At 46.0% G+C, this 22,215-nt stretch carries 18 protein-coding genes; 6 read left to right on the forward strand and 12 right to left on the reverse strand.

The genetic code is table 11. The annotated features are described in order from the left end of the window. Positions 1 to 87 precede the first annotated feature (87 nt). From licT to ACQSGY_RS20210, 5 genes are all read right to left on the reverse strand, one after another. Positions 88 to 939 (reverse strand): BglG family transcription antiterminator LicT, encoded by an 852-nt coding sequence (gene licT, locus ACQSGY_RS20190; protein WP_427180230.1) that lies wholly within the window; start codon positions 937 to 939, stop codon positions 88 to 90. A 240-nt stretch (positions 940 to 1,179) separates the two neighbouring features. After that, positions 1,180 to 2,595: a glycoside hydrolase family 1 protein gene (locus ACQSGY_RS20195; RefSeq protein WP_427180232.1), complete on the reverse strand. Its 1,416-nt coding sequence runs from the start codon at positions 2,593 to 2,595 to the stop codon at positions 1,180 to 1,182. A gap of 287 nt (positions 2,596 to 2,882) precedes the next feature. After that, positions 2,883 to 4,562 (reverse strand): S-layer homology domain-containing protein, encoded by a 1,680-nt coding sequence (locus ACQSGY_RS20200; protein ID WP_427180234.1) that lies wholly within the window; start codon positions 4,560 to 4,562, stop codon positions 2,883 to 2,885. Between the two features lie 232 nt (positions 4,563 to 4,794). After that, complete coding sequence (locus ACQSGY_RS20205) at positions 4,795 to 6,252, reverse strand: glycoside hydrolase family 1 protein (protein ID WP_427180448.1); 1,458 nt, start codon at positions 6,250 to 6,252, stop codon at positions 4,795 to 4,797. Between the two features lie 299 nt (positions 6,253 to 6,551). Then, positions 6,552 to 6,845 carry an antitoxin Xre/MbcA/ParS toxin-binding domain-containing protein gene (locus tag ACQSGY_RS20210; protein WP_427180236.1) on the reverse strand — a complete coding sequence of 98 codons (294 nt, stop codon included), beginning with the start codon at positions 6,843 to 6,845 and terminating at the stop codon, positions 6,552 to 6,554. A gap of 151 nt (positions 6,846 to 6,996) precedes the next feature. On the opposite strand from ACQSGY_RS20210, the gene ACQSGY_RS20215 reads away from it, so the two are divergent. After that, a complete protein-coding gene (locus ACQSGY_RS20215; protein ID WP_427180449.1) occupies positions 6,997 to 8,061 on the forward strand; it encodes a suppressor of fused domain protein in 1,065 nt (354 codons plus the stop codon). A gap of 118 nt (positions 8,062 to 8,179) precedes the next feature. Continuing rightward, positions 8,180 to 8,986 (forward strand): hypothetical protein, encoded by an 807-nt coding sequence (locus ACQSGY_RS20220; protein ID WP_427180238.1) that lies wholly within the window; start codon positions 8,180 to 8,182, stop codon positions 8,984 to 8,986. Between the two features lie 72 nt (positions 8,987 to 9,058). Here ACQSGY_RS20220 and ACQSGY_RS20225 read toward each other — a convergent pair whose 3' ends face one another. Next, positions 9,059 to 10,810, reverse strand: coding sequence for a dipeptide ABC transporter ATP-binding protein (locus ACQSGY_RS20225; RefSeq protein ID WP_427180239.1), 1,752 nt, complete (start codon positions 10,808 to 10,810; stop codon positions 9,059 to 9,061). Between the two features lie 212 nt (positions 10,811 to 11,022). Between ACQSGY_RS20225 and ACQSGY_RS20230 the strand changes: the two genes are divergently transcribed. The 3 genes from ACQSGY_RS20230 to ACQSGY_RS20240 all read left to right on the forward strand — a co-directional run bounded on the left by ACQSGY_RS20230 (position 11,023) and on the right by ACQSGY_RS20240 (position 16,029). Next, a complete protein-coding gene (locus ACQSGY_RS20230) occupies positions 11,023 to 12,399 on the forward strand; it encodes an ABC transporter permease subunit (protein ID WP_427180451.1) in 1,377 nt (458 codons plus the stop codon). Between the two features lie 12 nt (positions 12,400 to 12,411). Continuing rightward, positions 12,412 to 13,926 carry an ABC transporter permease gene (locus ACQSGY_RS20235; RefSeq protein ID WP_427180241.1) on the forward strand — a complete coding sequence of 505 codons (1,515 nt, stop codon included), beginning with the start codon at positions 12,412 to 12,414 and terminating at the stop codon, positions 13,924 to 13,926. A gap of 282 nt (positions 13,927 to 14,208) precedes the next feature. Then, complete coding sequence (locus ACQSGY_RS20240; RefSeq protein ID WP_427180243.1) at positions 14,209 to 16,029, forward strand: ABC transporter substrate-binding protein; 1,821 nt, start codon at positions 14,209 to 14,211, stop codon at positions 16,027 to 16,029. Positions 16,030 to 16,096: 67 nt separating this feature from the next. Here the strand turns inward: ACQSGY_RS20240 and ACQSGY_RS20245 are convergent, their stop codons facing one another. The 5 genes from ACQSGY_RS20245 to ACQSGY_RS20265 form a co-directional block, all read right to left on the reverse strand. After that, positions 16,097 to 16,735, reverse strand: a complete 639-nt coding sequence (locus tag ACQSGY_RS20245; protein WP_427180245.1) for a sugar O-acetyltransferase — start codon at positions 16,733 to 16,735, stop codon at positions 16,097 to 16,099. A gap of 23 nt (positions 16,736 to 16,758) precedes the next feature. Further along, positions 16,759 to 17,562, reverse strand: a complete 804-nt coding sequence (locus ACQSGY_RS20250) for a Cof-type HAD-IIB family hydrolase (RefSeq protein WP_427180247.1) — start codon at positions 17,560 to 17,562, stop codon at positions 16,759 to 16,761. A gap of 230 nt (positions 17,563 to 17,792) precedes the next feature. After that, entirely contained in the window at positions 17,793 to 18,800 is a 1,008-nt protein-coding gene (locus ACQSGY_RS20255) for an ROK family protein (RefSeq protein ID WP_427180249.1), read from the reverse strand. Positions 18,801 to 19,020: 220 nt separating this feature from the next. Continuing rightward, positions 19,021 to 20,214, reverse strand: a complete 1,194-nt coding sequence (locus ACQSGY_RS20260; protein WP_427180250.1) for an MFS transporter — start codon at positions 20,212 to 20,214, stop codon at positions 19,021 to 19,023. A 143-nt stretch (positions 20,215 to 20,357) separates the two neighbouring features. Next, a complete protein-coding gene (locus ACQSGY_RS20265) occupies positions 20,358 to 20,819 on the reverse strand; it encodes a hypothetical protein (protein WP_427180252.1) in 462 nt (153 codons plus the stop codon). A gap of 170 nt (positions 20,820 to 20,989) precedes the next feature. Here ACQSGY_RS20265 and ACQSGY_RS20270 point away from each other — a divergent pair, with 170 nt between their 5' ends. Then, positions 20,990 to 21,193, forward strand: a complete 204-nt coding sequence (locus ACQSGY_RS20270) for a hypothetical protein (protein ID WP_229729657.1) — start codon at positions 20,990 to 20,992, stop codon at positions 21,191 to 21,193. A 94-nt stretch (positions 21,194 to 21,287) separates the two neighbouring features. On the opposite strand, the gene ACQSGY_RS20275 is transcribed toward ACQSGY_RS20270, so the two are convergent. Beyond that, positions 21,288 to 22,025 (reverse strand): cyclase family protein, encoded by a 738-nt coding sequence (locus tag ACQSGY_RS20275; protein WP_216516861.1) that lies wholly within the window; start codon positions 22,023 to 22,025, stop codon positions 21,288 to 21,290. Between the last annotated feature and the right edge of the window lie 190 nt (positions 22,026 to 22,215).

Here is a 22,215-nt window from a genome sequence, read left to right on the forward strand (position 1 = left end):
CTAAACACCGAATAATGATGCAAGCTTTAAAAGCTTATCATTAATCAACGTTTAGGTTTTGCCTTTTTTGCAGTAACAATCCCGTTTCTATTCAATTGGCTGTTCATTTCGAACAACACGTTCAATGTGAATGGTGAGATACAGCACTTCTTCCTTGGACAAGACCCGATGATATATTTTGCGCGTATAATCGTTAATCTTGACGGCACATGCATGTGCTTCCGGATATTGCTTGCTCACCAGATCATGAAGCGGGTTGTCCTCTTCCTTGTCCTCAATCGCCGTACCTTGCAGTACACGCTGAGCAAAAAACTTCAGATGGGTCAGAAATCGGTAATAGCTCAGTGAATCTTCATCAAGTTCGATGACAAAGCTGCGCCGAACAATATTCAGAATATCCTTCACGATATTCATAATACTGATCGTTTCCCTCATCTCACCATTCATCTGGGCATTAACCAGATGCATAGCGATGAAGGCGCATTCGTCCTCGGGAAGAAGAACACCTAATGTTTCTTCAATAATCTGCAACGCCTTGAGACCAATCGCATATTCCTTGCGGTACATCCGCTTGATCTCCCAAAACAGCGCATTGCGAATCTGTAATCCTTGACGATGCCGATCAATGGCGAAATGAATATGATCGGTCAGTGAAATGTAGATGCTTTCATGAAGCTTCTCACCAAGTACCGTCTCGGCGTAACGGATAATTTCATCCGAGCACTCCACATATTCAACCGGAATATCGGACAGAAGTGTCTTCAATTTCTGGGATACTTCCTTGCTTTCGAGCGAAAATATTTTTTCGACTAGACTTTCGTCGATCAATTCACCAGTATGCTTTTTGAAGGCAATTCCGCGCCCCATAACGACCAGTTCATTACCTTCCGGGTCAATTACAGTAACCACATTGTTGTTGAGTACCTTCTCAATTTTCATTTTCTCCACATCACCTTGCACCGCCAAAGTAGTAAAAGGCAAAACCCAGACAGGTTACAATGTGTACCTGCCTCTGGTTTTGCCTGATTGAACAGTAACAATCCAGTATTCAATAGCCTTAGGTCTATCTTACCATACAAGCTTGCAAATGACAACGTTTTTCTGAAAGCGGTTAATGTGTATCTACACAAAACAAAAGGCTCTCATACAAGGTGGTTTGGAATGTTGCCCATTACTTCATTATTTATTAAGAATTGCCCCATTGGTACTAATAACTTCCTTATACCAGTGGAAGGACTTTTTCTTGTAACGCTCAAGTGAACCCGAACCGTCATTGTTGCGGTCAACATAGATGAATCCATACCGTTTCTTCATCTCTGCCGTTGATGCACTTACCAGGTCAATACATCCCCAGGACGTATACCCCATCACTTCTACACCATCCTCAAGTGCTTCCCCAACTTGCACCAGATGGTCATTCAAATATTGAATGCGATAGTCATCATTCACTGTTTTATTTCCGTTCTCATCCGTAATGAGTTCATCAACGGCACCCAAGCCATTTTCGACAATAAACAACGGTTTCTGATAACGGTCCCAGTATTTATTGAGGGTCACACGCAATCCCTGCGGATCGATCTGCCAGCCCCACTCACTCGCTTTCAAATACGGGTTCGGCACACCTGCAAACAGGTTTCCTTTCCCTTCTTTGCGTTTCTCCGGATCACCTGTCTCACAGATGCTTACATAATAACTGAAGGAGATGAAATCAACAGTATGTTTAAGAATGTCTTCGTCTCCGTCTTCAAACTTGATATTGATATTGTTGGCTTTGAAATAACGATTAATGTATTTCGGATAATAACCACGTGCGTGAATATCGGCAAAAATATCATTTCTTTGCTCCGCATGCATAGCGGCAACCACATCATCCGGGTTAGGTGTGAGCGGATACGTTGGCATGCTCAGCACCATACATCCGATTTTCGCTTCCGGCATAATTTCATGGCCCAGTTTAACGGCAAGCGCACTTGCTACTAATTCATGATGGATCGCTTGATACAGATCCTGCTTGGACAGTTTTTCTTTTGGCGTATAGATGCCCCCGCTCATGAAAGGCTCTTCCAAAATAGAGTTGATCTCGTTGAATGTGAGCCAATACTTCACTTTGCCTTTGAAACGATTAAACAGCACTGTAACGTAACGTTCATAAAACTCGATCATTTTGCGATTAACCCAGCCATCATAGGTTTTGGACAGATGCAGCGGTGTCTCATAGTGAGAGATCGTTACGAGCGGCTCAATACCGTACTTGTGACACTCGTCAAACAGATCATCATAAAACTGCAGGCCCTTCTCGTTTGGCTCCAGCTCGTCACCTTTGGGGAAAATGCGAGACCAGGCAATCGAGGTTCGGAACACCTTGAAGCCCATCTCGGCAAACAGTTTAACGTCCTCTTTGTAGCGGTTATAAAAATCAATACCGATCAATTTCAAGTTATCTTCGGTAGGGCCTTCTGTTCTTGGTGTCGTAATGCCATGCGGCATAACGTCCTGCACAGACAAACCTTTGCCATCAACATTATAGGCTCCTTCAAGCTGGTTGGCCGCTACTGCGCCGCCCCAAAGGAAATCCTTCGGAAATGGTGTTGTCATTTGAATTCATCCTCTCAACTTTGATTATCTATATAAATTGAACTAAGGATTTTACACAATCCACTCCGATGACAGAATAACCTGGAGAGTAGCTGCTATCCCCAGATTTTTTCGATCCCCTTTTCCAAGGGAAAAATCCGGTGATAAAGGCGAAGCTTATGCTTCCGATGTAGCTTTCTTACAGAAAGCTTTTAGCTCCGCTTTTTCAGTTTTTTTCTGTCCTCTCCGTTCAAGTGTAAATAAATAGTTCAACTTATATAGAATTTATTTTCTAACCGTACTTAATTTTACTTGGTCCCCACTTGCTCTAAACGCTCCATGATCCGCTCAAGCTGTGCCCCCGTTACGGTTTGCATCGTATCAAACTTGCCTTTGCTCACTCCCGTCATAACACCTGCACGGGCGCTATTCTGAATCGCTTCATATGCCCAGTGTTTGCTGTTGACATCGCCAAACACCAGTTTCACCGAATCTGCAGCAGGCTTCCAATTCTTATTAGCCAAGATATGGTCTACAATGACTGCCATCTGCGCACGTGTTACTTCGCTTTCTGGAGCAAACTGTTGGTTGCCGATGCCTTTCATTAGTCCTGCCTTGGTCACCTTCGCAACAGCTTCAGCAGCCCAGTCGGGAGCGCTGTCCACATAAGGATAATCCTCAGTTCCTTCCGAAAGCTGTAAAACATCAGCCAGGATCACAGCGATCTGTGCGCGGGTTACAGCTTCAGACGGTTGCACACCATGCTCGGATGAACCTGTGCCCTGCTCTTCATTCGTTCCTTTATGAAGTTTGAACAAACTAGCGATAACCTCTTTGTTGTTGAACGCAGGTACCCAGGACCAGTGTTTCAAACCTCCGTAAAACCTCTGGCTATCCATGTATGCATCATCATATAACGTTAAGTGTACCTGCTTCGCTCCCATCTCGGTCAAAGCCTGATACGCAAGTGAGCTTGTGCGACTATCTGTTGTTGGATCATTTTGGGCATGCATAATCCATACAGGTACATTTACAATGCCTTTCAATTCTTTCTTGAACGCATCAACGGAGCCCGTATAATCCGCAACGGTATCTTTAGCTGCAACGATGATTGCTCCTGCAAACAGGTCAGGATACTGCATCAGAAAGCGGAATGCTCCACCGCCGCCACTGGATACACCAGACAGATAGATTCGGTCCGGGTCTACTTCACCTTCAGCAACAAGCTTTTGAATCAATTCATGCTGAGCTTCGAAGTAGGCCTGCATGATTGGCAGCTGCTCTGCATTGTTGTAAATTTTGAAGCTGTAATTCTCGGGATATTGCACCGCAAGCACAGAAGTATCATACCCCGATTCCGTCCAGACTACTGCACCGCGATTAGCAGTTAGATGATTGCGTCCGTCCGTTCCAACTTCGCCTCCGCCGTGAAGCCATACCATCAGCGGCTTAGCTTCTTTGGAAGGACTGCGCTTCAGATTATAGGATAGCGTTACACCGTTGCTGGCTGTAAATTGTGCCTTTTCAAACTCATCGACGGTACGTGTTTTCACCTGGTTTACACTTTTTTTATCAAAGGAAAGCTCTGGATATGTTTTGCTGGTTACAGCAAACTCGGATTTCAGACCTCCAGGATATTTGAAAGGTTTCACGGCCATGTGGATTGTATCATCCTTCATGGACAGCGTGATGCCATCATCTTCATAATTGTCCTGCACAATTTCTCCCGCAGCATTCAGCGGATATCCATCATAATTCCCTGTAATATCAAAGTCCGACGCCTTCAGATTTTTGTATTTTTCCACGTCTGCAACCGTAATGTCGAAGGATTCGACCATCTCTCCCGGATCACCTACAAACGTATTTGCCTGAATTTGTGTCACTTGTGCACTCTCTGCACCTGTTGTCCCAGGCCAGATCACACTCAAACTCAAGGTTAGTGCCAGCATGCAGGAAACATGTTTAACGCCTCTGTTCCACTTTTTCAAAAAGAACCCCTCCAGCTCATATGATGGTTGATTGCAAAGTAAAAAGCGGACAAGCGCCAACCAAAAGGGTTGTATGAAGCGAAAGCTCATATCACACTTTTAAGTCAAGTTTTGCCCGCTCCTGTGCGATAACAATCCTAAGAATGTCATCACTTTATTTCTGATGTTTATTTATTTCTGATGTATATCTCTAGTTCATGCACTCCATCTGGTATCTCTAAGAGAGAAAGAATTACAGTTGTTCACCATTGCTGGCAATAACATTTTTGTACCATTCAAATGAATCCTTTTTGGAGCGTGCCAGCGTTCCGTTGCCTTCATCGTCCAGATCCACATAGATGAAGCCATAACGCTTGGACATTTCGGATGTAGACATGCTCACAAGGTCAATCGGGCCCCATGCGGTAAATCCGATGAGCTCAACCCCGTCCTTGATCGCTTCTTTCATCTGTTCAATGTGTTTCTTGAGATAGTTGACACGGTAAGAGTCATGAATGGAACCGTCCTCTTCCACTTTGTCATACGCACCCAGACCGTTCTCAACGATAAAGAGCGGCTTCTGATAACGATCCCAGAAGTTGTTCAACGTTACGCGCAGACCGATCGGGTCAATCTCCCAACCCCAGTCGGAAGCTTCCAGATAAGGGTTTTTCACACCACCCGTCAGATTACCTGTAGTTTCAGCAGCATCCGCAGAAGCCGATTTGGTCACGGACATGTAATAACTGAAAGAGATGAAGTCTACGGTGTTGTTCAGCAGAATCTCATCATCGCCTGCTTCTTTTTGAATGACAATGTTGTTCTCGTCAAAATAACGCGCCATGTAGTTCGGGTATTTACCACGAGCGTGCATGTCCGTGAAGAAGAGGTTAAGCTGATTCTCATGCTGAGCCAGTTGAACATCAACCGGATTACAAGTCGCCGGATAGGTTTCCATACGTGCAAGCATACAGCCCACCTGGGAGCCAGGGATAATCTCATGTGCAAGCTTTGTCACCATAGCACTTGCTACAAATTGATGATGCAGTGCTTGATACGTTGTTTGCAGCTTATTGCCTACTTTATCAATCAGAATGCCGCCGCCAGTGTATGGACTGAACACCATCACATTAATCTCATTGAATGTCAGCCAGTATTTCACTTTATCTTTATAACGTTTAAATACGGTTTCTGCGTAACGAACATAGTGTCCGATCACTTCACGGCTTGCCCAGCCGTTATATTTTTGCGTCAAGCCAAGCGGAGTCTCATAGTGAGACAGTGTAACAAGCGGTTCAATACCGTATTTATGCAGCTCATCAAATACTTCATCATAGAACTTCAAGCCTGCTTCATTTGGTTCCTGGTCATAACCGTTCGGGAAAATACGTGCCCAGTGAATGGACAAACGGAATACTTTGAAGCCCATTTCAGCAAACAGTGCGATATCTTCTCTGAAACGGTGGTAGAAATCAATACCAAAGCGTTTCGGGAAACGTTCTTCAATTTTGCCAGAGAGAATCTCTTCGATTCGGGAAGAGGAAATTTCCATGGCATGTCCACCCGTACGCTTTTCTTTTGGCACATGAGCGATCATGTCCGCTGTGGATAGACCTTTACCGTCCTTATCGAATGCGCCCTCCAGTTGGTTTGCAGCTGTAGCACCGCCCCACAGGAAGTTTTCAGGGAATCCTTTTTTTGCCGTGGTCATCATAACAACCTCTTTTCGAAATATTTTTTGGTCTTTCATCGTTCAAGAGCAGGCTCAAAACAGAGCAGAAAACAAGAAAAACCTAAACTCAGGGTAAAATGGCACCAGAAAAAAAGGGCCTACATTTCACCATCAGTTTAGGTTTTGCCTGTCTTCACAGTTACAATCCATCAAAAGATGTTATAACATATTCTGTTGTTTTGCTCTTGTGATGTAAGCGTAACACATTTATTTTGTAAAATCAAATTCATCAAAACGAGCCGCTTCAGACCGCATTCAATCTCATCTAACAAGCAATATTAACGTGGCATTTGCATAATCGCTGCCCTAAGCGCGTTAGCTCCTTCTACCGTTTCCAGATAACTTGCAGGACTTTGGTCCCCTAGAGCCGGAACCTTCTTATCCATCCACTTGAACGCATAGTCCCCCATTTCACATAAGAGCACCTTGCTTATATCATTCGGAATTCCTTTTATTCGTGCGTTTTCTTTCCATTCGTTCGGCACCCGGGTATACCATTCGTCAAACAGCTGAGCGAAGGAGTCCCAATGCTCCTGTCTAAATGCAGATGAACAAGTATCTTTCATACTCATGTAACATTCCTGCCTTTCTTAGGAGATGTGCCCCTCAGGTCCTATCTCATATAATTCAGCCTAAAGCTCCTTGCAGCCAATATTGTAACGTTTACACTTAATTTTAAATGATCTTCAGGCCAAAGAACAACCAGGAAGGAATGAAATGATTATGTCTCATGAAGAAAATACATCCGGCTGGGATGCCATTGACCAGGCGATGCAGCAACTATATGGAGAACAAGAGCCTAAACATTACGGCACAGCAATCCCCTATATGCTTGGCGGGCCTGATCCCTTGGATGGCATTAGCGCCTACGCGGTCGATACACCGATGCCGCACTGGCATTTTGTTACGTATGGCTTCTCGGAACTCTATGACAAAGAAGCTGAGGATACGTCTCGCAGCGGATATGGATTCGAGCTGACGTTTCGTCTGACACGCACAGAGGATGAAACGGAGCCCCCGGCATGGGCGCTAAATCTGCTGCAGAACATGGGACGATATGTGTTTAACAGCGGTAATCTGTTCCAGCCTGGTGATTATCTTGATGCAAATGGTCCCATCTGTCTGAACTCCGATACACTGCTGACTGCACTTGCCTTCGTAGCAGACCCGGATTTGCCTGAACGGATGACACCTAACGGCGCAGTGCAATTCATTCAAATGGTCGGCATAACCTGTCGGGAACTGGAGATGATCCAGAGCTGGAATACCCGTGGTTTTCTGGCTGCCTGTGAAAGCTATATGCCCAAGTATGTCACGGATTTGATGAGAAACTCCTACGCAGATATTCCTTCCGTGATCCAGGCGACCGAACGAGGCATTGAAGTGGACGGTTCAAGCACAGCCTTTTTATTCATACAACAACTAAGCTGGGAGCCCGCACGCAAAAAACTGTTACAGAAAAATGTGCCTGCCAAACTTGTGTTGGGCGCCCAGCAGGCCACACTTCTGAGCAGCATTCTCCGGAGTCGAATCGCCAAAAAAGCGACCTTGTCCCTGATCGGGCCTGAAGTCAATATCGTCTTTGAAGCCGGGGACCAGCCATCTGTCGTTGAAACCGAACGGGAAGTGAGGCTGACTGTAAATCAGCAGGCCGTTGATGAGCTCGCAGGTCAGCTTCGTCCTCAGGCCAGTTCCTTTGAGCTTCCTTCACTGGACAAGCTTCAGATCGAAATTGTGCCAACACAGATTAAGGATCAGGAAGGCAACGTCATTAAAACGATTGGATAACCAATAATTGTTGTTTCAAGAACTCGTTAATTGTCTTATTGATAGGAGAACACTGCCGTCAATGTTAACCCGCACGATACAAAGAGAAAATCACACACATCTTTTCAGGAGGGCTTTTATGTCTATTATGAAAAAAACATCTTTATTCGCTATGCTCATTATGGTAATGCTTGTGGCTGCTGCTTGCGGAAACAAGGCAGATAACAATGCAAAATCCAACGATTCCACTGCAGCAGAATCGACGACTACAGGCACCGATGACGCTGCATCCAAAACCGATGATACGGACAAAACCAGCGAAACTGGTACAGACAGTACCGACACTTCCAGCGAAGAGAACAATGCATCCGACGATACATCAAAAGTAGAGCTGGGCACAACTCAGAAAGGTTCTTACACCAATGATTATTTCGGCGTATCATTGAAATTCCCTGAAGCTTGGGAATTCCAGGATGCGGAGGGCATGAATGAACTGACCAACGCTACTTCCGAAGTGATTGCTGGTGATGATGCAACAAAGAAAAAACAGATCGAGCTGTCTCAAGCCAAAACGCTGAATCTGCTTATGGCATCTCAATACCCGCTGGATGGGAGCAAGGTTGGCCCTTCCGCGATGGCTATTGCCGAGAAAGTCAGCTTGCTGCAAGGCATTCTTACAGGGAAGGACTACCTGAAAGCCACCAAGAAGTTTATGGAAGACAGCAACTTTCCTTATGAATACAAAGAATTCACAACGGAAACCATCGGCGGTAAAGAGATGGATCTGATGCAGATTACGATGGATGCAGGCGACGGAACAACGATTACCCAGGATTACTACAGCACCATCATTGAGGGATATGCGTTTAACTTTATTTTCACTTACATGGATGAACAAACCAAATCCGAGATCGACAACATTAAAAAGTCTGTTCAATTCAAATAAAAACAAGCCCCGGCGAATGATGCAAACCGATCACGCCGGGGCTCCTTGTTTTTTTGTACAACAACCAATCACTTAACTAGATAAGGCTACCCAATGTCCTTCTTTCACCTCAACCCATCGGGAATGCTCCAGATGATATCGGTCTCCTGTGTCCAAACCTGCCTTGTCTTGCTCCCCTGCAGCGACACGTGGTTTATTTTTCTCCACGGCCGGATCAGGAACCGGAATAGCTGACAGCAATGCTTTGGTATATGGGTGCTGCGGATTGGTGTAAAGCTCTTCACTCTCGGCCAGCTCTACAATTTTGCCGTTATACATCACCGCAACACGATCACTGATATGTTTCACCATCGACAGATCATGTGCGATAAACAGGTACGTCAGTCCCAGACGCTGCTGCAGCTCTTCGAGCAACTGCACGATTTGCGCCTGAATGGAGACGTCCAGTGCCGACAACGGCTCGTCGCAGACAATAAACTCAGGCTCCACGGCCAGAGCTCTCGCAATACCGATTCGCTGGCGCTGTCCCCCCGAGAACTCATGCGGGTATCGCTGTGCATGGGATGGATCAAGACCCACCATGTCCAGCAGCTCCTCCACCCGTTTTTGCCGTTGCTGGGCAGTGCCCGCAAGCTGATGAATATCCAGAGCCTCGCCGATGATATCCATAATTCTAATTTTAGGATTAAGGGAAGCATACGGGTCCTGGAAAATAATCTGCATGTGTCTTCGCATCGTTTTCATCTCGGCAGGTGTGAGGCGCTGCAGCGGAATGCCTTTAAAGAGCACATCTCCTCCTGTTGGCTCATGCAAACGCAAAATCGCTCGCCCCGTGGTTGATTTCCCACTGCCTGATTCACCTACAACACCAAGTGTCTCCCCTTGTCGGATATGAAAGCTGATATCATTCACGGCTTTTAATGTATTGCCTTTGCCGAGATTGAAATATTGTTTAAGGGATTTGACTTCCAATAAGGGCAGGGCGTCATGTACTTCTTGTTGAACCAGAGAAGCCGGTTTCGGCTTTTTCTTCTCGTCCAGACGCGGCAGCGCGTTCAGCAAACGGATCGTATACGGATGCTTCGGATTAGCAAATATCTGCTCCGTAGTTCCCGTCTCGACAATCTCTCCTTCTTTCATAACGACAACCCGGTCACACATGCCCGCAACGACACCCAGATCATGTGTAATGAGAATAATGGATGTGCCAAGCTGATCCTGCATATCCTTCATCAGATTCAGGATTTGTGCCTGAATGGTCACATCCAGAGCCGTTGTCGGTTCATCCGCAATCAGTAATTCAGGGCGACATGCAAGAGCAATACCAATCATTACCCGCTGACGCATGCCCCCGGAAAATTCATGTGGGTATTGGTTGTAGCGTATAGCGCTTTGTTTGATGCCAACCCGTTCCATCATGGCAATGGCCTGCTTTTTGGCTTCCCTTTTGGTTAGCTTTTGATGTTTGATCAGGCTCTCCGAGATCTGTTGACCCACCTTGATAGTCGGATTAAGCGAGCTCATCGGGTCCTGGAAGATCATGCCGATGTCGCGGCCGCGAATGTGTTCCATTTCCTTTTGTGATTTCCCGGCAAGGTCAACACCTTTAAACCAAATTTCACCCGACTTCATCTGTGAAGGAGGCGAGGCAAGCAGTCGCATAATGGAACGTGCGGTTACACTTTTACCGCTGCCCGATTCCCCGACAATGCCTAACGTTTCCCCTTTCCGAAGTTCAAAGCTTACCTGCTTGACCGCTTGAAATTCACTCTCTCCTGTGTAAAAAGAGACCGACAAATCATTCACTCGAAGTAAAGTCTCCACGTGTACACCCTTCCTTTCTTGCCCACTCGATCAGTTTATATGTATACAATTCCATACCTTGACATTTAAACATACCCTACCTAATATATACTATATTGATCGGAATAATGCAATTAACCTTCGGTGAAAGGAGGTATTATCGTTTGACTGATGGAGTACAAAGCCAAAGCACCTCACGTTTGGCAGCACATCTGAGCTTCATTTATGGCAAAATGCTGCTTCATCCCGTTTACCGATATGTACTGCTGATTTTAGGTTTACCGATAAACCTGATCATTTATCTGCTTTGGCGCTCTGATCGAAAGCAGGATCAATGGGACGCTGTCAGACAGCAGATGGAACAGGAACTGCGAAGCACTTCCTACCTTGAGGTCAAGCGGTTGGAGCTTGAAGAGCAATTAAGACGAAAGCATCGGTTCTTCAAACAGGAGGTCAGTGAGGCAGCGTTCAATCAGCAGCTTCACGGCTGGCTTGAGGAAACACTTCAGAAGGAACTGCAGGAACGAACGGCGCGCGAACTGGAGAAGCAGGGGCGATACCGCCTGGAAATGCATGATACATTTGGTCAGTGGATTGCCAAGCCATGGTTTCTTACTTTGTCTATCCTGCCAGGCTGTCTCATGTATCTCATCCTGTTTCTGTACGGTAATGCGTATCTCAAGTACATATTTGAAAGAGTGCTCATGACAATCTTTGTCATTCTGGGTGTAGCCACACTTGTATTTACGATTTTGTACCTGTCTCCGTTTAATCCGGCAGCCAACATTCTTGGCGTGACGGCGACTCAGGAGCAGATTGCAGCCTTTAATCATGTATATGGTCTCGATCAGCCTTATCTGACACAGCTGTGGAACAACATCAAAGGTGTCGCCACGTTTGATCTCGGCAAATCTTTTGCGGGAAATGAAAATGTAACAGCCACGATTGCCCGGAAGTTTCCCATCACACTGACTCTTGCCGTGATCTCGCTGCTGCTGGCACTGGTTATTGCTTTACCTATCGGAATTATATCGGCGATCAGGCCTAATTCCTGGTTTGACTACACGTTTATGTTCATCGCCCTGATTGGTTTGTCGATTCCGAACTTCTGGCAGGGACTTATCTTCATACTGAATTTCTCAATTAAAATGCAATGGCTACCCGCCACCTTTAATCCGCAGAACTGGCTGTCCATGATTATGCCGGTCATCGTGCTTGGTACAGGACTCACGGCTGCGGTGGCCCGAATGACCCGCTCCTCCACGCTGGAGGTCATTCATGAGGATTATGTCATGACTGCTCGGGCCAAAGGGTTAAGTGAACGTCAAGTCATGCTGAAACATGCGGTACGCAACGCACTGATTCCGATTATTACGGTCGTGGGGCTTCAATTCGGAGCTATGCTGGGCGGGGCCGCGGTAACAGAAAAGGTATTCAATATTAGCGGACTCGGCAGCTACATTGTAGATAAACAATTCATTCCTGATATTCCGAGTATTATGGGCGGAGTTATCTACACAGCAATCACGATCTCTATTGTGAACGTTGTAGTTGACCTGTTTTACGCGTTTATTGATCCAAGGGTCCGCTCCAAAATGAAACAATATTAAAGCAGGTGTATTATGACAAAATCAGGCTCCTTCACACAGGAAACACGTTTCAGACTCAAGTCCTCACAACAATACAGTCAAGCCAGCTTTGCATGCATTACTTCGGTGCTGCTGACTCTGCTACTGCTGATCAACAGTTATGACTGGAGCGAGCAGGCCATCCAGCCTTTAGTAGCCGGCATGGCTGGTGTATATCTTTTCTTCACGTTGATGCAGAGTCTGCTCGTCATTCTAATCAGACGTAACCTGATACAGCATGGCGCGATAACAGCTTTGACACGCAGACTGGCCTGGGTGCAAACGCTGGCTGCTTTTACAGGCAACATTTTTATCGCCACAGCCGCCCTGCATTTGATTCGGAAGCGAACGAGCATTGAATACACATTTGCTGTATACACCTTGTTAACCCAGCTGTTTGTGATCGGTGTATCGGCGCTCAACGTGTTCAAGCCTTATGTTGCCGATACCTTTCTGCCATCCATGGCGCTGCTTCTGTGTATACTGGTGATTGATCTGATTGTATTGGTGATTATATCCCGGTATGATGCGGACTCACCTCTCCCTCGCTGGATGACGGTTATAGGTTTGGTAATGATCATTAGCGTGGTTACAGGCAATCTGTTCGCTCTGCTGCTTGGCATATCTATCCTTCGTCGGTTGCGCAGACAGGGACAGCAGGGAACAAATTTCTGGAATGATCTGTGGGAGCGGCTTGCTCCAAATATGACAGCGATGTCCGGACTTTTCTTCATCATCTTCCTGTTTTCCATCTCGATCTGCAGTTTCTTTACGTTCGACTACAGCATGGCTGTGGAAAACAACTATGGAGCTCTGCTTCAGCCGCCTTCTCTGGCTTATCCTCTGGGAACGGATGATTTCGGCCGATGTTTGTTTTCAAGAATCGTCTTCGGGGCCCGGATTTCCCTGATTGTCGGTTTTATGTCAACACTGATTCCGGTCGTGATTGGCGGTGCACTGGGGGCCTTCTCAGGTTTCTATGGAAGACACACGGATAACATCATCATGCGTCTGCTGGATATTCTGTATGCTATTCCGGGCATTCTGCTCGCTATCGCAATCATTGCCGCTTTCGGTGCAAACACGGTGAATCTGATTATAGCGCTGAGTCTGGGCTCTATTCCAACGTATGCAAGAACGATGCGGGCCAGCGTGCTTTATGTATCCACGTTTGAGTTTGTCGAGGCGGCGCGTGCCCTAGGGTACAACAATCGTACGATTATTTTCAAACACATCATTCCCAATGCACTGGCACCGATGATTATCAAATCCACACTCACGATCGGCGGGGCCGTCATTGCAACCAGCAGCTTGAGTTATCTTGGACTTGGTGTAGAACCACACATTCCGGAATGGGGCAACATTCTGAAGCTGGGCAGCACCTATCTGGAAACTCATTCGTATCTGGCGATCTATCCCGGACTGGCGATCATTCTGCTTGTGCTTTCGTTTAACTTTCTCGGTGACGGATTGCGGGATGCACTTGATCCCAAGCTGGAGAAGGCGTGACGATAAATTTATTCAGTTGAACTAAAAAAGTAATTTACACGGGACACTCCGATGACAGAATAACCTTCCAATCGCTGTTATCCCCAGATTTTTTTGATTCCTCTTTCTAAAGGGGAAAATCCGGTGATAAAGGCGGAGTTTATGCTTCCGATGCAGCTTTCTTTCAGAAAGCTTTTAGCTCCGCTTTTCCAGGTTTTTTCTGTCCTCTCCGTTTTTTGTGTAAATGAAATAGTTCAAAAAAAATCATACATCACATCTATTAACATAATGGAGGGTATTATCATGAAAAAACGTACACTTTTCGCCTTGCTGCTCATTCTCGTGCTTGTGATCTCTGGCTGCAATGTGAAAACAAAAACCGAATCCCAGGAAGAGAACAAACCTTCCGACACTTCGGAAACGGCAACCAAAGCAGTCGATATCGAGCTGCTCGCCATGAGCTCTTCCGAGAATGATGTCAACATTATCCGCGATCAGCTGACCAAAAACGGCTTCAATGTAAAGCTGAATCTGCAGCCGGATTACGGCAGCTTTAAATCCCAGCAGGACGCAGGGAATTATGATATCGCCGTGTCCAGCTGGACAACGGTAACGGGCAACCCGGATTATGCGGTTCGCTCTCTTTTCAAAACAGGCGGGGATTACAGCATTCTCGCGGACCAAGAGATTGACAAGCTGATTGATCAGGCGGCAACACAGACACCAGACGAATACAAAGCAACGTACAAACAGCTGGAGGACCGTCTGGTTACGGACCAAGCGTATATCGCTCCACTCTATATCTCTCTGAAAAGCCAGGCTGTAAACAAGGAAATTCTGAATGTCGATACCGTTCGCCTGTCCAAATCCCGTGCGCTGGCGTGGGAGCCGATTGAGTTCAAGGACAGCTCCAAGAACAGTAAAGATCCGTTGATTTTGACACAAGCTATGTCTGTTCTGACTTCCCTTGACCCGATCAAAGGAAACGACGGTTCAATCAACCAGATCAATACGAACATGTATGTACGTCTCGTCAACCTGACGGATGACGATCAGCTGACAGCGGATGGTTCACTATCCCGTAACTTTACGATTGCAGATGGCAATTCCGAGTATTATTTTGTACTTCGTGACGACATCAATTTTGCCAAAATCGAGAACAAAAAGGCTGTAGATACCGGAGAGCGTGTAGGTGCAGATGATGTTATCTTCTCCCTCGACCGTGCCAAAAACAAAGACTCCGTTCCGGATCACCGCACGTACAGTCTGCATGAGCATATCAAGCAGGCAGAACTGGTCACAGACTTGAGCTCACTGGAGGCCGTGAAACAATCCGGGGGCAGCGGAACCGTACTTGAAGCGCTGAATCAAGGACTGGACAGTGATATCAAAGAGCTTGTGAGTGATAAAAATCAGGCTGATAACGGTGCAGGCAAATACCAGGTCGTTAAGGTAACCACCACTGAACCGTTCCCGCAAGTGCTGAATTATTTGGCGCACCAATCGGCGGGTATCGTATCCAAGAAACAAGTGGAAAGCATCAATACGTATGATGTCGCATCCTTCGATGTGAACAAGGATATCCCTTATGGGGATCAAAACACCGTAACCGAGGGTGCAAGCTACAACAACACGCTGTATACCAGTGGCCCTTACATTCTTTCTTATAAAAATGACTACGAGGGTGTCTTCCTGAAAAATCCGGGATACCGCAAAGGTTCTGACTTCGCGCCGAAGATTGATCAGGTAAACGTACGCTTCATCGCGGATGCCGACAGTGCTCTGTCTGCACTTCGCAGCAGTGAAATCCACCTGTATTACGGGGTGCCTGAGACGAAATATGACATTATCCAGAATGACAGCAAATTGCAGCTGCAAAGCATTCCAAGTAATGCCGTATCGTATCTGCTGTTCAACACAGCCAATCGTGAAGTGGCCAAGAGCAGTGATCTGAGAAAAGCAGTGCTGTACTCCATTAATCAGGATGAGATTCTGCAATTTTACAAAAACAACAAAATCAAAGCTTACTCTACCGTAAGCCCGCTTGTGCCAACCGGAAATGAACTCAAGGCTGATCCAGCCAAAGTGAAAGAATTCCTGAGCAAGTACAACGCGTCAAAATAAACCTCTGAACGAAAAGGCTGTCACCAGGATCATGCAGATCCATCGGTGACAGCCTTTTCCTGTTATTTCATTCTGGCACTTGGCAATCTGCCAAAATGTCTGGATAGTGCCTCATGCTATCCGCCTCTGTAATGCTGCGGATCACTCTGCATGGCACGCCGGCTGCGAGCGAATTCGGAGGGATATCACGTGTAACGACACTTCCTGCTCCAATGACACATCCGTCCCCGATTGTAACTCCACCACACACTGTAACATTGGCGGATAGCCATACATCATTGCCGATCGTAACCGGTTTGGCATAACATAGCGACTTCAATTCACCATGCTGATTCACCATCTGTCTCCGTTCACTTGCAATCAAGGGATGAACGGGAGTTACAATGGTGACATTCGGGCCAAAGCTGGTATAGTCTCCAATCGTCACTTGTGCATCATCCTGTATGGTCAGGTTATAATTCGCAAAAAAGTGGTGACCGATCCGGGTATGCACACCATAGTGAAAGAAAATGGGACCCTGCATAAATCCGCCTTCCCCCAACTCACCCAGTAACTGTTGTAATATCAGCTCTCTTTCCTCCGTCTGTTCTTCAAAGGATTGGCTATAACGCTGACTGAGATGATGAGCTTTCCTCTTGATTTCCTTCAGTTCCGGATCACCCGGATTAAACAGCGTACCTCTCAGGATTCTTTCTTCTTCACGCATCCCGACTCCCCCTCATCTATACACTATTCCTGTAAATCCATCATGGCCTGAATCGTGACCAGCACACCATTTTCGTCATTGGATTTGGTCATAAACTGAGCTGCGCGTTTTGTATTCTCACAGGCATTGCTCATCGCAAAGCTGTATCTGGCAATCCCCATCAGCTCAACATCATTTTCTCCATCACCAAAAGACATCGTTTCGTGGGGAGTTACTCCCAGCATCTCCTGCAATGTTTTGACCGTTTCTCCTTTATGGGTATGCAGCGCTGTAATATCCAGCCATCTGGGTTCAGAATCAACAATATAGATTTGCCCTTCCATGGTCTGTTCCACATGTTTACGCAGTGCTGTACAGCGTCCTTGTGGATCGAATACGGTAATTTTTATAAAGGAAGTGCTGATGCCTGCAAAAGAGTCCGTTTTGATGACCTGTTCATACGAGCTTTTCACAACGTCATACATCTCATCCGAAATGGAAGAATGCACATAAGCGGCATCGCTTGCACACACGATAATCGTCATCTGAGGATCAAACGACCGAATCTTCTCGATGGCCTGCAACGCCAATGTGCGCTCCATGCTAAACTCCCGAACCACCTGCCCGTCCTTCTTGATTCTGGCTGCACTGTCCCCAAGAATCCATACACCTTCTCCATGTTCGCCAAATAATTTCTCCACACGTTCGCACTGCTTTCCGGTACACGCTACAAAAGTAACACCTTTATGTTTCATCTCTTCATGAACTTCTTTAAACAATGGCATATCAAATGATCCTTGACTGTTCAGAAACGTTCCATCCAGATCGGTTACAACAAGTTTAATCATGCTGAGTGCCTCCATTAGGAATTTATTTAGGAAAATCAAAGGACGATGGATCACTTATGCTGGATATAACTTACTAAATAATCTTTATTAATAATATTTATGAAGTATCTGTAAGTCATCCTGTCCTCCACATGATCGTACTTCGTGTAACTGGTTTCATGTCAATACAAAGTTTCGATCAGGTATTCTGCTCCCTTAAAAGTAAAAATCCACAGAACCTGTTCTGCGGATTATATAACTTCAGATAAAATGGAAACCTTCAATGCTTCAAGTACCTTGCCTCTTAACCCTGCATCAAAATCATGCTGAAATGAGTTCTGATGTACGATCTCAGGCAGAGCAGGCATAGGGTGCTGCTGTATATATTGTTCCCATGCCGAATGCAGCTCTTCTCTGTGAACCTTCTCCTGATAGATCACAATCTCGTGCGGGGCAGCAACAGCATTGACCGTGTGCAAAATCCGGCACACCTGCTCTGTGAAATCCGAGTTACTGATATCCCCTTTCCAATCAGGAGAACCAGGAAGATACTTGATCTCACCAAACATCCCGTTTTTACCACGTATAATGTGTCCGTTCAGCATCATGCCCATCCCAGGCGGATAACGATTGGGAAAATAAATGCCTGCCACACTCTTCTCCTTCGTATCCTCATGTAAGCTACAATATCCGCTAATCGCCGAATTCACATCGTTCTCCACAATAATTTGCAATCCAGACTTGCTTTCGATCTCCTGAATCAAACGAGAGTGGATAAGTTCGTCATGGCTGCTTACGGTAATGTCCCCATCAACGACCTGTCCGGGGATACCGATTCCGATCATATGAATGGAAGGATACGCCGCAATACAACGCTCAATCAACTCAAGCACATGCTGTTTATTTAAAACGCTCAGAAGACTCTCTTCTTTCAACAGAACTTCATTCTCCAGATTGATTACCACTGCCGAGATCAGCTCCTGACCTTTCATCTCTTTCAAGGACAGAACCAAAGCAAGCTTATAGTTATAATTATACCGATAAGCCTGGGCAGGGCGCCCTCCATTCGATGGAACGATTTTATCCTGAAGCAACTCACCCTCCTCACACAGCTCCTGAATGAGCGCATTAATGGTCACTACGCTAAGATTCGTCAGGGAAGCAAGCTGCGGTTTCGTTGCCGTTTCAATCTGCTGCATGACTTCACGCACAATATTCATGTTAATGTGTTTCATCATTGTAGCGTTCGCTTTTTTCATAAGCCTCTCGTTTCTACCCCGGTTCAGTAACCAAAGCAATCATATTCATGTTATCGTGCTCCAATCATAACATAATACATTGCTTCAACGCATGATGTTCATTCAAACAGATCGTCTATAGATTTTACAGGTTGAACATCCATTGGCTGTTTGCACAGAGTCATATTAGCATAAACACCCGCCCAGATGATCAGAGCCATAATGACGTATGCCATGCCTCTCACCTCCTATATGGTTTCATTAGTGAGCGATTGACCGTTTCTGCACAGATCAACATAAGTACAAGCAGCACCAGCACTACGCCGGGAAAAGAGGACATCCCTGTTTTCGCTGCGAGCAATCCAAAAAGCGGCGGAAGGAATGTAGTTCCTGTATAGGCAACAGCCATTTGATACCCCATGAGTCTTGCTGCATTTCCTTTACCGAAGCGGGAGGGCGTTTCATGCAAAAGTCCAGGATAGATTGGAGCCAGACCCAGGCCAATAAACACCAGGCCGCCAGCAGCAAATCCTGAGGGCAAAGGCAGCAGCAGCACGATTCCGCCGATAATGGTAACGATTTGACCATAACGGATGAGCAGCAGATTAGAAACCTTTAAGGTAATAAACCCTGTAATCAACCTGCCGAATGTAATCCCCGCATAGTAGAGTGAAACCCAGCCAGCGGCCACTTCTGCCGAAACTTTTCTTGTACCGACAAGATAGCTGGCTCCCCAAAGTCCAACCGTCATCTCCACACCACAATAGAAAAGAAAAGCGATAAGTGTAGGTTTAACCCCTTTTAGACGCAAAAGCTTTATCGCCAAGACCTCGCCAGACCTATCGATTGGGTTATTGTTTAACGAGTCGGGAGTTGAACGGGTGGCTGCCACACGTTTCCACAACGGCAGTGTAAGCAGGAGTACCACAACGAGACTAAATTGAATTCCTGCAACAGCTGCGTAACCGCCTCGCCAGGAGTGCTGGCCTGCGATAGAAGCCGCCATGATGAAAGGCCCCATAGTAGCACCTACACCCCAGAAGCAATGCAGCCAGTTCATGTGGTGTGCCTCATAATGTTCTGCTACATAATGGTTCAGCGCTGCATCCACTGCACCCGCACCTAACCCGAGGGGAATCGCCAGTATGATAAACCAGGCCAGAGAGGGAGCGAGGGAGAATACCGAAAGGCACACCGCTGTAAGCAAGCAGCTGAGAAATGTGATTTTACCTGTGCCCAACAGGCGGATCATACGACCGCTTGCGAGACTGGAAATAATCGTTCCAGCAGCAACAATCATGGATATAAGACCTGCTGCTCCGACAGATGATCCAATCTCGGGCCATATGACGGGCCAAGCTGAGCCTAACAGAGAATCCGGGAGACCCAGACTGATAAACGCCAGATAGATGATCAATAAAAACCAGGTTGCCAACAGGATATCTCCTTTCTTGATGCAGCACTTTAGCGACATTAATAAATATACTTTATAAAGTTTATATCTTAAGTATGCAGGCATCATATATCCTTGTCAATATAGAAAAAACGCCAGCCATGTTGAGAACATGCTGCGAACCCTCACCTTATGGTATATTTCCGTTGGATGTCTGGCAGCAAAGTTACCGTCTGAATACCGAGTCCCCAGGCAAAATAGAACAAATGAATGAGCGAAACATTCTGAATCCAGAACATTTGCAGAACGATCCAGATAAGCAAAACATGCCCCGTATACAAAGAAAAACTCCAGGCCCAGTAACGTTCAGGGTACAGGTTCAACTTCTCACCTAACACCCACTTGCACCTGTACAAGAGAGAAATACAAATATAAATAGGGAGCACACCAAGCAGCAGCAGCAGGATCATTCCCGGAATCAAAAAATCAGGAAAGGGTGCATTCTTCAGTAGAGAATCAGGCATATTCAACCATTTTCCGGATGGTTCAATCACCAGCATTAGTCCGCCAGCGACAGCTCCAGTCCCCAGCAAGCCATGCATTATTGCAAGCACGTATGATTTTTCCGAACGATGTGTTGTCATCATGAAGTGCCCCCTCTTTTATTCAATTTCAATCCCATTTTCTCATAACTGAAAATAAAACCCTGTGCTTCTTTTCACTAATAAGGTCATATGACTTATTTATATGGAAAAACTTGATAAAGGAACGTATGTTCGGTATAATAGCGATATACACTGAATGAGCGAGGCATAATATGATGGATGACAAATTTATTAAAGAATTGCGTAGAATTAGCCGTGACGACAGGCGCCGATCCGAGTTTATGATTCAGGGCATGAAGGAAACATTGCAGGAACGCAAAGAGGAAGGTGTAGTTAAACGCTGGTTGCGGCGGCGCAAGATCAAGAAGAGCATCTCTGAACGATTTAGCTCGGACTCCTCTTCTAACCATAAGTAAACAGAGTTGAACATGATATAAGGAGGCCCGATAAGCCTCCCTGGATTCATTACATAGTTTTAGAATAACTTGTGGCGTGTGGCGTTTTCCATGATTAAGGCAAAATTGCAAACGACCGAACGGGAAATCCGGATGCTTTTTCCGCTTTCGGAACAATGTTGAAAATTACGGCTCCTTTGGCGGGAACCTGATCCAGATTGGTTAACAATTCTACCTGATATGTATCCTGAGCCAGTACGTAATATTCGGCCAGCAGAGCCCCATTTTTTTGATAATCTACCGCAGCATCTGTATCAAACGTTTCATGCCCGATGGCTTTGATATGGCGTTCTTCAAACAGGAAGGTCAACGCAGCAACAGACCATCCCGGTGCATGACTATTACCTTCAGCATCCTTGTTGTCAAAGTCCTCATGGCTTGGCCAGCGCTTGCTCCAGTCGGTCCGCAGGGCCACGAAGCTGCCTTCTTCAATCCTGCCATGCTCTTGCTCAAATTCAAGGATATGCTCTACGTTCAGGGTGAAATCGGGATTGCTCTCCACAGCAGCAGATTGGTCAATCACAACGAGCGGCAGCACCAGCTCTTTGAGTCCCAATTCATCGAGATAACGTGTATCGCGCACAAAGTGAATCGGTGCATCCAGATGCGTGCCATATTGTCCAGGGAACTTGAAGCTCTGGGCAAAGAAACCTTGATCATGGTTAAACAGCGTATCAAACTGCGCAGCATCAAAAGCAGAGAAATGCGGAGATGCAGGGCCGAAGGTATGCGTAAGATCAACCCATTTCTTCCCTTTTAACACTTGAATGGCTTGTATAATTTCGTTGGTCATACGTCTCACCTCTTATGCAAAATGGAATAAATTTCTCCTATTATATCTCAATGTTATGCAATGGTGAATATGCAATTGTTAAATATAAAAAAGCCGCTCTCCTGTGTGGAGAACGGCCTTGATCTTCAGGTTGACGGTCATCGTTCGTTTAACTTGTAACCATAATTTGAGCGTGTAAGCAACAGCTTTG

Source organism: Paenibacillus sp. TC-CSREp1, assembly GCF_050171015.1.
In the GTDB taxonomy this organism is placed as follows: domain Bacteria; phylum Bacillota; class Bacilli; order Paenibacillales; family Paenibacillaceae; genus Paenibacillus; species Paenibacillus silvae.